Origin of the sequence: Acinetobacter sp. YH01004, assembly GCF_013420455.1 — a bacterium.
Taxonomy (GTDB): Bacteria; Pseudomonadota; Gammaproteobacteria; order Pseudomonadales; family Moraxellaceae; genus Acinetobacter; species Acinetobacter towneri.
The window spans coordinates 36,313-49,578 of sequence record NZ_VOXZ01000011.1 but is presented as its reverse complement, the minus strand read 5'-3'; the positions used below and the strand labels follow the sequence as shown (position 1 = coordinate 49,578).

Genomic DNA, 13,266 nt, shown 5'->3' with positions numbered 1-13,266 from the left:
AAATTCCGTTTAAGTCATCATAATCAAATATTGCCAAGGCTGTCAGCATTATTTTTGATAGCGGGCAAACTCAAAGGCAATCCCTGATTTTTCATCGACATGCTGTTCTGAGGCCACTTTTTTAAACTCGGCAGGAATGGCAGGATAATGCGCATCTCCCTGAACATCTAGTTCAATATGTGTCAGTTCCAAACGGTCAGCAATCGGCATAGTTTGGCTAAAAATTTCACCACCACCAATAATAAATAAAGTGTTTGGTTTTTCTGAGGCTTGAACATCGGCAACGGCTTGTTGCAAGGCATCTTCAATGCTATGCGCCACTTTTGTGCCTTCAAATGCCCAGTTTGGGTCGCGGGTAATCACCCAATTGACACGTTTAGGCAGGGTGCGTCCCATCGACTCCAAGGTTTTGCGTCCCATAATCACCACGCCACCTTGGGTGATTTCTTTGAAGTGTTTTAAGTCTGCCGAAATATGCCACGGCAATTGGTTACCCTGACCAATGCAGCGTTGTTGATCCATAGCGACTACGTGTACAACTTCTAAATTTTGAAATGACATAATTAGGCTCGTATTTTCTTAGTCTGCCAAGCATCTTTTGGGGACGTTGGGGCAATTTAAATGTTGAGATGCTAAATCTAGCAACAGGCAATTAAACAGCGACAGGTGCTTTAATTGCAGGATGTGACTCATAGCCTACAATTTCAATATCTTCAAATTTAAAATCGAAAATATCTTTGATTTCAGGATTGAGTTTTAACTGACATAACGCCAGTGGTTCACGGCTTAGCTGTAACTGTGCCTGTTCAAAGTGGTTGGCATATAAATGCGTATCGCCACCTGTCCAGACAAAATCTCCGACTTCTAAATCACAGACTTGCGCGATCATGTGGGTTAGTAAAGCATAGCTGGCAATATTAAAAGGCACGCCTAAAAACACATCGGCACTGCGTTGATATAGCTGGCATGAGAGTTTGCCGTTGTGCACAAAAAACTGGAATAAAGTATGGCAAGGCGGTAAAGCAACTTGACCTGCTTCTTTCGGGTTCCAGCCTGACACGATTAAACGCCGTGAATTTGGATTGGTTTTAATTTCATTGATTAACCATGCAATTTGGTCAAAACCATCTTGCTCATACAGACCATCGGCTTTTTGTGTTGCACCAAAATTACGCCATTGATGTCCGTACACTGGGCCAAGTTCACCTTCAGGACGACCAAAGCGCGCGGTTTGTTCTGCGGTAGACCATTCATCCCAAATACTGACTTTATGTTCTTGTAGATATTTGACGTTGGTATCGCCTTTTAAAAACCATAACAGCTCAATTACGATAGAACGGAAATGTACTTTTTTGGTAGTCAGCAGTGGAAAACCTTGTGCAAGGTTAAAACGCATTTGGTGCCCAAACACTGAACGTGTGCCTGTTCCGGTACGGTCACCTTTGTCGCCACCATGGTCAAGAATATGTTGGAGTAGGTCTAAATACTGGCGCATAGCGTTCTCTGGTCAAGCAAAAGAAATATTTTTTGTTTGGGCAATTCGATGCCCAGTAAATCAGAAAGAATAATAGCAGAGTTTTTAAAGTTGTGACTTTATTGTGTGTCGGAAGCGTGATGTTGATGCAGTAAAGCCAACGGCGAAAACAGGCAAATAGCCAAAGCGGTAAAGCCAATGCCTTGAGCGCCCGACAGTAAAATTTCACCGTGTTGAATCTGCATGAAAATTATTGCGAGTAACAACGCCAGTGGAATCCAAGTCAATAGTCGTGCCAACCAACCTGTGGGATGTTGTGCAGTAAAATGAATTTTGCAGTAACGACAAATTAAAAAAACAATACCTGTGGCCAGAAACATTAAAATCGCATCGAGCTTTAAGGGTTCTAAGAAGTATACCGCTGCAGTGACCAGCGCGATCACCATCAGCAGGGCAATTTTCTTTGTGACCGCAACCTGTGGGTTAAACCAAAATTCAAGCATGTGAGATATTGATGTCTGAAAAGTGTAAGTAATAGATAGCACTGTAGCATAAAAAAGGCGAAGATTGACTTCGCCTGAATGGATGAAACCTGCATTTAAATGGGTAGTAGCTTAGCTGTTTTTTTGCGGCCCCCAATCATAAATTTTCTTTTGATAGGCATACCACATCATCCAGAAACCGACCAAAATCATTGGTAAGCTCAGGAATTGTCCCTTACTCATCCATGCAATAAAGAGCTGACCATGATCGGGTTCGCGGAAAAATTCGACAACAAAGCGCGCCAAACCATAACCAATCAGGAATAGGGCAGACACTGCCATGCGTGGACGTGGCTTTGAACTAAACCACCACAGTACAATAAACAGGATTAGACCTTCACATAAGGCTTGATACAATTGCGATGGATGACGTACCAATTGTAAAGGATCGGTCGGGAAAATCATCCCCAAAGCAAAATTCGGATCGGTCACAGGGCGACCATATAATTCACCACCAATAAAGTTACCAATACGACCAAACATTAGACCTGTAGGTACACATGGGGCAATAAAATCCAAAGTTTGAAACCACGTCATTTTGTATTTTTTACACCAGAACAGCATGGCTAAAATCACGCCCAGAAAGCCGCCATGGAAACTCATGCCGCCTGTCCAGACTTGGAATAACCACAGTGGATTTTCCAAAAATTGTTCAAAGCCGTAGAAAAACACATAACCGACACGTCCACCAATCACCACGCCCAAAGCGCCGTAAAAGATCAGGTCGGAAACCATGTCTGGTGTCCAGCCACGTTGTTTGGCACGGTAAGTTGCCAAACCCCATGCAAATAAAAATGCCAGTAAATACATCAAGCCATACCAATGGACTTGTAAAGGCCCGAGCGAAATAGCAACGGGGTCAATATTTGGATAGGTGAGCATTCCTGTTCCTTTTGATTCTGTTTTGCACAGATTTTAGCTGAATGTGATGAAAAATGTTGTACATTCAATGTGTAAAGATCAAGAGTTTAAATTATGTGTATTGTGGCATTGGCTTGGCAGGTCTTGACAGACACACCACTGTGTTTGATTTCAAATCGAGATGAGTTCTATCGGCGTCCGACAGCAGCACTGGCAGCATGGTCTGATAGTCCAATTGTTGCAGGGCAAGATTTAGAATCGGGCGGTACGTGGATGGGCATTACCCCATCGGGACGCTGGGCTGTGATTACCAATTATCGTGATGCGAATGATGTTCGTGAATATCCAACTTCACGTGGGCATATTATTCAGGCTTTTTTAGAATCTGAGCAAACGCCTATCCGTTTTGCGCAAGCCTTAGAAAAACAGCAATGTGAATATGCAGGTTTTAATTTATTTGTGGGTGACACCACTCAAGCGGTGTACATGAGTAACCGTGGAGAAGCGCCGCAGGTTTTAGCTAAAGGCGTTTATGTGGTGTCGAATGGATTGATGAGTGACCCTTGGGAGAAAACTGCACGCTTACGCAAACGCTTTACGCAGGAGTTTTTACCGATGCTGCAATTGCCTGATCTTGCAACGGCAGAGCTAAATGCTGCGGCGTGGGATATTTTGCAAGATGAACGCAAAGTTGCATCTGAATTGTTACCGCAAACAGGGATTTCATTGGAGATGGAAGCGTTGTTGTCATCGACTTTTATTCAAAGTCCACTTTACGGTACACGTTGTTCCAATTTTTTACGTATGCAGGCGCAGCAATTTACATGGCTGGAAAAAACACAATATGGTGAGCAAAAGGGAGATATTGTGCAGCAACAGTTGAACATTGAGGCATAAAAAATGCCGACGTGATGTCGGCATTTTTAATTTATGGATGTTATCCAGCAATTGCTTTGCCGTCTTTACGGGTGATGACAACCGTTGCTGAACGAGGACGTGCAGTTTTATTGTTCATGTCAGTTTGTGTTGCAGGCCAATGGCTGCTTGGCGCATCAAAACTCTTTGAATCTTCACCTGGGTGCTGAACGTTAATAAAGATTGCTTTGTAGTCAGGTGTCATGGTTACACCTGTAATTTCACATTCTTTTGGCCCAACAAGGAAGCGACGTAAGTTTTTATCGGTGACTTGAGCACCAGCAATTGTACTTTGATCACCAACAGTTTTTACAACACCGCCATCACCAACTTGACCAGGTAGTGCTGCTAACATCATACAGTTTGTAACATCTGTATATGCGCCATCATCTGTTTGAATCCAAAGAACACCACGTGGGTCAAACCACATACCATCTGGACTTGAGAAGTCGTTTGCATCGCTTAAATTAGAAAGGTTAATTGTCGGATCCATACTTGCTTCAGCACCAAATAGATAGATATCCCATTCAAATGATGTTGCTGCAGTATTCTCTTCTTTAAAGCGGATAATATGACCATTGACGTTACCTTTACCACCTTCAGGATCGGTGTAGTTACGTGGGTTTGCAGGATCTGTTGCATAGCTTGAACCACGGTTCGAGTTATTGGTTAAAGTCACGTACACTTCACCATTTTCAGGGTTTACAGCAACCCATTCTGGACGATCCATTTTTGTAGCTCCTACAGCATCTGCTGCAAGACGAGCAAAAGTAAGGACATCCGCTTGTGAGCTAAATGGGTAAATAGCGTTTGTTTCGGTTAAGCCATTTTTACCATAAGCCAGTTCAATCCACTCTCCTGTGCCTGATGCATTAAATTTAGCGACATAGAATTTCCCTGAATTCATATATTTGTCGCCAGCTCGATAGCCACCATTCACATCTTTAGGATCCCATGTTGCATCTGATACAAATTTGTAGATGTACTCACCGCGCGAGTCATCGCCCATATAGAATGCAAATTTTTGCCCTTCAATTGCGCGGCTGGCGCGACAGTCTTCGTGAGCAAAACGACCTAATGCAGTACGTTTTACTGGGTTTGAGCGGCTATCGAATGGATCAATTTCTACAATCCAGCCAAATGTATTTGGCGCATTACGATAGTCTTGAGTTGCAGACTCTTTGGTTACGTTAGCAGCCCAACGATCATACATGTCTTGAGATTCAAAACCAGCTTCTGCTGTTTCCCAACCATAGCGTGAAGATTTATTCAAATACACGATGCGATCTTGCTCATCGCGTTCTGGAATTTTTTTACCATCAGCATCTAAAATATAAATGATGTTGTTTTTCGCATCACGTTTAACACTACCGTCTGCATTTTTTTCAGTTTGATAAGAGATCTCTAAGCCTAAACCATAGCGTTTAAGTGCTATTTTTTCAGCTTCACTACGGGCTGAGTATTGGTCTGTACCTGAGCGTTGGAAATAACCAATAAAATTTTCTTCAGCAGTTAAATAAGTGCCCCATGGTGTATAACCATTACCACAGTTATTTTGTGTGCCTCGAGTTTGACGACCAGCGGGAGAGAATGCTGTGTGCAGTAATGGAGAACCAGCTACAGGCCCTGCAAAATCCATGACAGTCGAAGCTGTAATACGACGGTTAAATGGTGATGACTTCACAATCTCTACAGCTTGAGTTTCAGCATTTTTCTTAATATGAACGACTGAAACACCGTGTGCATTTACTTCACGAATCACTTCATCTTCTGGGCGACGTCCATCCTTTTTAGTTGCGCCTTTTGGATGTAAGAAGGTTTGGTTGATATATTCGTGGTTCAAAACCAATAAGCCATGATCTGATGCATTTTCATCATAACGACCAGTTTTAGTACTTAAGCCAAAATAGCTCATGCCATCGTGACAGTCACCAGAGCGGAATTGGAAACTTGGGCCAGATGGAACATCTGCATCTGCATTCCAATTGCTATAAGAAGGATTGATTGAGTCACCTAAAGCATATAATACAGTTGCTTGGTAACCTTCAGGAACAGTAACAATATCATTTAAATTTTTATCTACAGCTTTAAATGTTAATGTTTCAGGCTTGGTATTGGGTTCTTCTTTACTTGTTGGTGGTGTTGCATTTGTATCTTCATCATCATCACTACATGCAGATAAAGAAGAAGCTAAAGCTAAAGCTGCTGCACCGCTTGCAGTTTTTTTAATTAAACTGCGACGGCTCATGCGTTGTTCTAGAATGTCACGAAAGTGCGTATTGTCTGAAGTGTTATTATCTAACTCTTGATCTTCATTGTAAGGCATAAAATCAGTCATTTTTTTTCCTAGCAAATTGCTTAGTCGTTTGAAAGTTATATGTAAATTAGTGGCTAAACATGACATGCGGGTTAAGCTTATGTGTCAAACTGATTAAATCCGTTCAGTTGTGATCTACACGCACAAAAAAAAGAAGCAACCATGTGCTTCTTTTTAAAATTCAATATTTTAGATTAGCTGTGACTGACTCGGCGCTTCTCAATTAATTTGCCAAAAAACAAACCAATTTCAAACAGCATCCACATCGGAATGGCAAGCATGATCATCGATAAAGCGTCTGGCGGTGTGACAAACATGGCCACAAAAAAACAGCCAACAATAATAAAGCGACGTTTTTCAACCAAAGTTTGCGTAGACACGACACCAATCATAATCAGCAAAAGTGTGACAATTGGAATCTCAAAGGTAAAACCAAAAACCAAAAACAGCTTCAAACAAAACGTAAGATAGCTATTAATGTCGGTCATCGGGGCGACTGTTTCAGGGGAAACGCTAATGAAAAAGTGCAGAATGGATGGCAAGGCGACAAAGTAAGCAAAGCTAATTCCGATATAGAACAAGCAAATACTGCCGATCAGCAAAGGCAGCGCCAAACTTTTTTCTTTTTCATATAACGCTGGTTTTACGAATGCCCAAATCTGATACAAAATAAATGGCATCGCAATGAACAGCGCGACAAAAAAGTTTAGTTTAAACGGCGCCATAAAGGTTGCGGTAACATCAGTCGCAATCATGGTTGATGTATGTGGCAACTGTGCACGTAATGGTTCCGACAATACTTGATAAGTTTTATTGGCAAAGGGCAATAAACAGAAGAATAAGGCAAGAATAAGCCCTACAATTTTAAAAAGATGATTACGCAGCACCATCAAGTGCTTGGTAATTGGCATTTCTTCTAATGCGGCTTGCTCTGCCTTCACAGGCAAATGTGAAAGCTCAGAAGCGTTTGATTGGCTCATACTGCAACCTTCATTTCAGTATAGGGCGCTGTAGTATGTTGTAGCGCAGATAAATTTGAATGTGATGTCATTTTAGTTTTAGGGAGTAACACCGCAGAGGTTTTTTCAGTATTTAAAACCAAGGTGTAATGATGCTGTTGTAAGGTATTTTTTGATACGGCATGCGGGGAATGTGTGCTTTTTGCAGTTATATCTTCAAATATTTTTTCTTGCTGCATTTCATGCATTTGTGCTTGCATCTTTGCTTCAAGTTCCTGAATACGCGCCATTTCTTGCTGCATTTGCTCGCGTAATTCAGATAAACGCAATTCGCGGTCAATGTCATTTTGAACATTACTGACCATACGTTTAATTTTAGCGTACCACTTGCCGACAAAACGCGCTGCTTCAGGGAGTTTTTCAGGACCCAGCACCAATAATGCAATGATGCCGAAAATCAGCAGTTCCGTCATTCCAATATTGAGCATAATCTCAAACCCTCAGCCTTAATGCTTTACAGTCGAATTTACATCACTGCTATTGGCTTGATGTTCAATCGTACGAGGTTCTTTCAGTTGCGCCGCTTCTGCCTCATCATCTTTTATTGATTTTTTAAAATCTTTGACCGCGCCACCTACATCTTTACCTAAGTTTTTAAGCTTAGATGTACCAAATAATAAAATGACCACAATTGCAAAAATCAGCACGTGCCAAATAGATAATCCTGCCATGATTTAGACCTCTCAATAGTTGAGCCTATCTCAACAGGTCTGTATGACAATGCGGTGACGAATGTGTTGCGATTTGACGACAAGGGATGTTTGACCTGATTTGTAAAGCTTGAAAATAAAACAGCCCGTGTTTGAAAACGGGCTGTAAGATCAATCACATCTGTTAAATCTAAGCTTGTAAACTTGCTTTAAACAGTTGCATCGCCTGACCACGGTGACTGATTTTATTCTTTTCTGCTTTCGACATTTCTGCGCTCGACACTCCCAATTCAGGCAACCAAAAGAGCGGGTCATAGCCAAAACCATTTTCACCACGAGCTTCTGCTAAAATCTCGCCTTTCCAAATACCTTGGAAAATTTGTGGTAATGGATCATCGGCATGTTCAACCAAAGCCAAAACACAAACAAACATACCTTCAATTGCTGCGCCGTCTTGACGTAGTGGTTTGAGTTTATTCAAAAGTTTTTCATTGTTGGCTGCATCATTGCCATGTTCGCCTGCAAAACGTGCAGAATAAATCCCCGGTGCGCCGCCTAAAATAGGCACACATAAACCAGAGTCATCTGCAATGGCAGGCTTTCCTGAAATTTTTGCGGCATGGCGTGCTTTTAAAATGGCATTTTCAACAAAGCTCAAACCATCTTCAACAGCATCTTCAATATTTAGTTGACCTTGCGGAATCACTTGCACAGGCAAGTCTAATTGCGCAAACAGGGTTTCAAATTCTGCAATTTTTCCCTTGTTATTGCTTGCTAAAACCAAAGTACCTTGAGCGCGCCAATCAGTTACAGCCATAATTCAGATCTTAATTCAAAATAATATTGGATATTTTAACGGATTTTGCAGACTTAAAAGTTTAATCTTGCACAGATTTGTTTTCATACATGCTAATAATATTTAGGTTTCAAAAAGTAGGGGAATCATGATGAGCAAAATATCAGAGATTTACCGTTATTCGAGTCAGCACCGCGCATTACTGCAGCAAAGTGAGCGTTGTGGCTGTTTTTACTGTCTGGAAACTTTTGCTTATAGCGAAATTGAAGATTGGTGTGATGATGAGCAAACCGCAATTTGTCCGCATTGTGGTATAGATGCGGTATTAGGTTCTGCTGCAGTAGAAGAATTCAGCCCTGAACTGCTACAGGCCATGCAGGCAGTTTATTTCGGATAAAACAAAAAGCACCCGAAGGTGCTTTGAGATCACTTCAAACGTAGTTAAATTTATTGCGCTTGAATCCATTGGTCAGCACGGTCACGTGCTTGACGAATTTGTTCTTGAGTTAAGTTGGCTGCCAAAGCGGTTTTCTTACCTTCAGACAAAGAAATTACTTTATTGTCGAGCATGCCATCACGGGTAGATAACTCATACCACTGATACGCGCCCATATAGTTTTTCTTTTGTTCTTCCATCATGGCAAGGTTAAAGCTGGCACGGTTATCACCACGGCTAGCCGCCTTTTCAAAATATTGACGTGCTAAGACTTCGTCTTTTTTCGTGCCAATACCATCCGCCAACATACGGCCTACATTTAATTGCGCAGCCGATAAACCTTGATCTGCCGCAGCTTTGTACCAAGCAAACGCTTGACGGCTGTCTTGTTGAACGTCTTTACCTTGTTGATATTTCGTCGCTAAGTAAAATTGTGCGCCTGCCTGACCTGCTTTGGCTGCTTTAATCAAGCCATTAATATCCATAGTTGAATATTGAGCCGCTTGCCTCGCTACAGAAGATGACGGTGAAACATAATCTGCATGGGCTTGAATGCTCAACAGTCCAACCAATAGCGTGGTGCTTAATAATAGTTTTTTCATAGAGCGCTCACTCGATAAATTGCGACTTCACCAAACAAATTAGGCAGATGCTTACTGAGTAAACTATCTTGTTGATTCCCATTCACGGCAAGTCGGTTAATGATGCGAATATTATTTTCGGCACAAAGTGCCTCAAAATCACGAAACGTACATAAATGAATATTTGGGGTGTTGTACCACATATAAGGTAATGCATCTGAAACAGGCATTTTTCCTTTTAAGGCAAGAAAAGAGCGAGTCTTCCAATGCGCAAAGTTTGGAAAGGTAATAATTGCCTGTTTACCCACACGTACCATATCTCTTAATAATACGTCAGGTGCATCTACTGCTTGTAAGGCTTGTGCCATGACCACATAGTCAAAAGACTGGTCAGCAAAACGGCTAAGCCCCAAATTCAAGTCTTGTTGGATGATATTTAACCCGCGACTGATCGCAATTGCAATCTTTTCTTGATCAATTTCTAATCCGTATGCACGAATATTATGCTGTTTGCTCATGTGTGCCAACAGTTCACCATCGCCACAACCCAAATCGAGTACTTTAGAATTGGGTTTAATCCACTTTTCGGCAAGTTGCTGATCAAGACGCATTATACGGCCTCCTGTGGGGTTGCTTGAAGATGTTCTGTTCCACCTAAGAACGCACGCATGGCTTTCACGTACAGTGGAATTGGGAACAAGAATGAGTCGTGTCCTTGTTCGGCATCAATATCTAAATAGCTGACAGGTTTATGATTGCTAATTAGCGCATCCACAATTTCCTGCGAACGCTCAGGGCTAAAACGCCAGTCGGTGGTAAATGACACCACTAAAAATTTGCATTTTGTATTCGCCATGGCTTTTTGTAAGGATTGCTCGTATTCACGTGCAGGATCAAAATAATCCAGTGCCTTGGTCATAATTAAATAGGTATTGGCATCAAAATTACGGCTAAATTGTTCGCCCTGATAGCGTAAATAGCTTTCGACCTGAAATTCGACATCAAAACCATACATAAACTTGCCAGATTTTAAGTCACGACCAAATTTCTGTTTCATGGCTTCTTCAGACAAATAGGTGATGTGTCCGACCATGCGTGCCAAAATCAATCCACGTTTTGGATAGCTGTCATGTTCCAAATAACGCCCATGATGAAAATCTGGGTCAGATAAAATGGACTGACGTGCGACTTCGTTAAAGGCAATATTTTGTGCAGACAGTTTTGGTGCACTGGCAATAATCACGCATTTTTTCAGACGGTCAGGATAATCTACCGACCACTGCAAGGCCTGCATACCACCCAAAGAGCCGCCAATAATCGAATACCAGACCTCAATCCCTAAACGATCAGACAGCATGGCTTGGGTTTTTACCCAATCTCGCACCGTAACTAACGGGAAGTCTGGGCCATAAGGACGGTTGTCATTTTCAGGGTTAGGCGATGTGGGGCCAGTAGAACCGTTACAGCCGCCAATATTGTTTAGCGCCACCACAAAGAAACGACTGGTATCAATGGCTTTTCCAGGGCCAATACAGGCATCCCACCAACCTGATTTTTTATCATCGGCATGATGATAACCCGCAGCATGGTGATGCCCTGATAGTGCATGACAGATCAGAATCGCATTGGATTTATCGGCATTTAGCGTGCCATAAGTTTCGACCATGAGTTCAAAGCGGGGCAGAACACGACCGCATTCGAGTTCTAAAGGTTCTTCAAATTGGAATTTTTCTGGAACAACAATACCTACTGAGTCAGCTGGAAAAGACACGGGAATAATTCGCCTTAAATCCTGAGGATGAATAAATAAAAGGATACCACTTGGGGTATCCTTTTCAAAATGCTTTTACATGTTAGCGCAAGATTATACTGCTGCTGCAACTACTTGATCTGTGCTTAATACGCCTTGTTCAATCAAGCGGTTGGTGCAGGCAATAATTGCATCAATAGATGAGGTCACGATGTTGTCATGTACCCCTGCACCAAAGGCAGATTTACCTGTGCCTTTGACTTGCAACTCAATCAATGCCAACGCTTTTGCATGTGCGCCAGAGCTAATGCTGCGTTCTTCATAATTCAAGACATCAATTGGTAATTGAAGTGCATTCAAAATTGCTGAAATTGGGCCATTGCCTTCACCGCGTAAGCGTTGCGTTTCGCCGTTCACGACCACATCTAACTCAATGACTTGATTGCCATTTTCATCAGATAGTTTGTAGTTTTTGGTCGCATAGTGCGCATCTTTTACTGCAACGTAAGTGTCTTTAAACAAGTTCCAGATTTCGCTTGCGCTAATTTCAGTGCCTTGCTCATCGGTACGTTGTTGCACAATTTGTGAGAATTCGATTTGTAAACGACGTGGTAAAGTCACGTTGTAGTTCGATTCTAACAAGTAAGCTATCCCGCCTTTACCCGATTGTGAGTTGACACGAATCACCGCATCATAGTCACGACCTAAGTCTTTCGGGTCGATTGGCAAGTAAGGCATATCCCAAATTTCTTCGTTTTTCTGGAATTCAAAACCTTTCTTAATCGCATCTTGGTGTGAACCAGAGAATGCAGTAAACACCAAATCACCTGCATACGGATGACGTGGATGCACTGGCAAACCTGTGCATTCTTCAACTGTGGCAATAATTTCGTTGATGTTCGAGAAATCCAATTCTGGTGCAACACCTTGGGTGTACATGTTCAAGGCAATTGCAGCAACGTCTACGTTACCGGTACGTTCACCATTACCAAATACACAGCCTTCTACACGGTCTGCACCTGCCATGATTGCCAATTCAGATGCGGCAATACCACAACCACGGTCATTGTGACAGTGTACTGAAATGATCACGCCATCACGACGCGCAATGTTGCGGTGCATCCATTCCACTTGGTCGGCATACACGTTTGGTGTAGACACTTCTACCGTTGCAGGCAAGTTTAAAATTACTTTATTGGTTGGCGATGCTTCCCAAATTTCAGTCACGGCATCACAAACATCTTTAGCCACTTCCAACTCAGTTGCAGTAAAACATTCTGGGCTGTACTGGAATACCCATTCTGTTTCAGGTTGCTTCGCTGCGTATTCTTTTACTTTGCTTGCTGCATTGATTGCCAATTGTTTGGCACCTTCAACATCAACATTCAAGACTTTGTTACGGAAGGTTGGTGAGTTGGCATTATAAATATGCACAATCGCACGTTTAGCACCTTGTAAAGATTCAAAAGTACGTTGAATTAAGTGGTCACGCGCCTGTACCAAGACTTCAATATACACGTCATCTGGAATATGACCTTCTTCAATCAATTTACGGGTGAAATCGAAGTCAACTTGAGATGCCGATGGGAAACCAATTTCGATGTGTTTAAAACCAATTTTCACAAGCATTTGGAACATTTTGAATTTTTGTTCGATGTTCATTGGCTCAAAGATCGCTTGGTTACCGTCACGTAGGTCGGTACTCATCCAAATTGGCGCTTTGGTAATTTCGTTATTCGGCCATTGGCGGTCTGGTAAATCGACACGCTGGTACATACGACGGTATTTTTTGCTTGGATCTGCCAACATCATGTGAAAACTCCTTGAATAGTAGCGGTTGCATCGCGTGGATAACGGCAACTTACTATAAATATAGATTGTGTCTATTCTATCAATTTACAAGCTGTTTTCAGGAGGCTATCGCT

General features: G+C 42.1%; 15 protein-coding genes. 2 read left to right on the top strand and 13 right to left on the bottom strand.

The genetic code is table 11. The annotated features are described in order from the left end of the window. Positions 1–48: 48 nt before the first annotated feature. From FTT71_RS08860 to lgt, 4 genes are all read right to left on the bottom strand, one after another. Positions 49–561 (bottom strand): dihydrofolate reductase, encoded by a 513-nt coding sequence (locus FTT71_RS08860; protein WP_004974792.1) that lies wholly within the window; start codon positions 559–561, stop codon positions 49–51. A 91-nt stretch (positions 562–652) separates the two neighbouring features. Further along, a complete protein-coding gene (thyA, locus tag FTT71_RS08855; protein ID WP_004974795.1) occupies positions 653–1,495 on the bottom strand; it encodes a thymidylate synthase in 843 nt (280 codons plus the stop codon). A gap of 98 nt (positions 1,496–1,593) precedes the next feature. Continuing rightward, positions 1,594–1,977 carry an AzlD domain-containing protein gene (locus FTT71_RS08850; protein ID WP_004974797.1) on the bottom strand — a complete coding sequence of 128 codons (384 nt, stop codon included), beginning with the start codon at positions 1,975–1,977 and terminating at the stop codon, positions 1,594–1,596. A 111-nt stretch (positions 1,978–2,088) separates the two neighbouring features. Beyond that, the gene (lgt, locus tag FTT71_RS08845) at positions 2,089–2,898 is read right to left on the bottom strand and encodes a prolipoprotein diacylglyceryl transferase (RefSeq protein ID WP_096901379.1); all 810 of its coding nucleotides are present in this window, start codon (positions 2,896–2,898) and stop codon (positions 2,089–2,091) included. 93 nt (positions 2,899–2,991) lie between these two features. Here lgt and FTT71_RS08840 point away from each other — a divergent pair, with 93 nt between their 5' ends. Beyond that, positions 2,992–3,774 carry an NRDE family protein gene (locus tag FTT71_RS08840; protein WP_004974805.1) on the top strand — a complete coding sequence of 261 codons (783 nt, stop codon included), beginning with the start codon at positions 2,992–2,994 and terminating at the stop codon, positions 3,772–3,774. 40 nt (positions 3,775–3,814) lie between these two features. Here the strand turns inward: FTT71_RS08840 and FTT71_RS08835 are convergent, their stop codons facing one another. From FTT71_RS08835 to rdgB, 5 genes are all read right to left on the bottom strand, one after another. Beyond that, positions 3,815–6,130 carry a PhoX family phosphatase gene (locus tag FTT71_RS08835; protein ID WP_179995935.1) on the bottom strand — a complete coding sequence of 772 codons (2,316 nt, stop codon included), beginning with the start codon at positions 6,128–6,130 and terminating at the stop codon, positions 3,815–3,817. Positions 6,131–6,303: 173 nt separating this feature from the next. Continuing rightward, positions 6,304–7,089, bottom strand: a complete 786-nt coding sequence (gene tatC / locus FTT71_RS08830) for a twin-arginine translocase subunit TatC (RefSeq protein WP_004974811.1) — start codon at positions 7,087–7,089, stop codon at positions 6,304–6,306. Next, positions 7,086–7,556, bottom strand: coding sequence for a Sec-independent protein translocase protein TatB (gene tatB, locus FTT71_RS08825; protein WP_167846331.1), 471 nt, complete (start codon positions 7,554–7,556; stop codon positions 7,086–7,088). The genes tatC and tatB overlap by 4 nt, the downstream gene beginning before the upstream one ends. An 18-nt stretch (positions 7,557–7,574) precedes the next feature. Continuing rightward, positions 7,575–7,799: a Sec-independent protein translocase subunit TatA gene (gene tatA, locus FTT71_RS08820; protein WP_004974820.1), complete on the bottom strand. Its 225-nt coding sequence runs from the start codon at positions 7,797–7,799 to the stop codon at positions 7,575–7,577. Positions 7,800–7,968: 169 nt separating this feature from the next. Next, positions 7,969–8,595, bottom strand: a complete 627-nt coding sequence (gene rdgB, locus FTT71_RS08815; RefSeq protein ID WP_154320316.1) for an RdgB/HAM1 family non-canonical purine NTP pyrophosphatase — start codon at positions 8,593–8,595, stop codon at positions 7,969–7,971. Between the two features lie 130 nt (positions 8,596–8,725). On the opposite strand from rdgB, the gene FTT71_RS08810 reads away from it, so the two are divergent. Continuing rightward, entirely contained in the window at positions 8,726–8,971 is a 246-nt protein-coding gene (locus tag FTT71_RS08810) for a cytoplasmic protein (RefSeq protein ID WP_242769824.1), read from the top strand. A gap of 50 nt (positions 8,972–9,021) precedes the next feature. On the opposite strand, the gene FTT71_RS08805 is transcribed toward FTT71_RS08810, so the two are convergent. The 4 genes from FTT71_RS08805 to leuA form a co-directional block, all read right to left on the bottom strand. Further along, positions 9,022–9,612, bottom strand: coding sequence for a tetratricopeptide repeat protein (locus FTT71_RS08805; RefSeq protein ID WP_218955395.1), 591 nt, complete (start codon positions 9,610–9,612; stop codon positions 9,022–9,024). After that, on the bottom strand, positions 9,609–10,202 hold the full coding sequence (gene metW, locus FTT71_RS08800; protein WP_004974832.1) for a methionine biosynthesis protein MetW: 594 nt from the start codon (positions 10,200–10,202) through the stop codon (positions 9,609–9,611). The genes FTT71_RS08805 and metW overlap by 4 nt, the downstream gene beginning before the upstream one ends. Beyond that, a complete protein-coding gene (locus tag FTT71_RS08795; RefSeq protein ID WP_180061134.1) occupies positions 10,202–11,362 on the bottom strand; it encodes a homoserine O-acetyltransferase in 1,161 nt (386 codons plus the stop codon). The genes metW and FTT71_RS08795 overlap by 1 nt, the downstream gene beginning before the upstream one ends. A 93-nt stretch (positions 11,363–11,455) precedes the next feature. Continuing rightward, the gene (gene leuA, locus FTT71_RS08790; protein WP_131260575.1) at positions 11,456–13,153 is read right to left on the bottom strand and encodes a 2-isopropylmalate synthase; all 1,698 of its coding nucleotides are present in this window, start codon (positions 13,151–13,153) and stop codon (positions 11,456–11,458) included. Between the last annotated feature and the right edge of the window lie 113 nt (positions 13,154–13,266).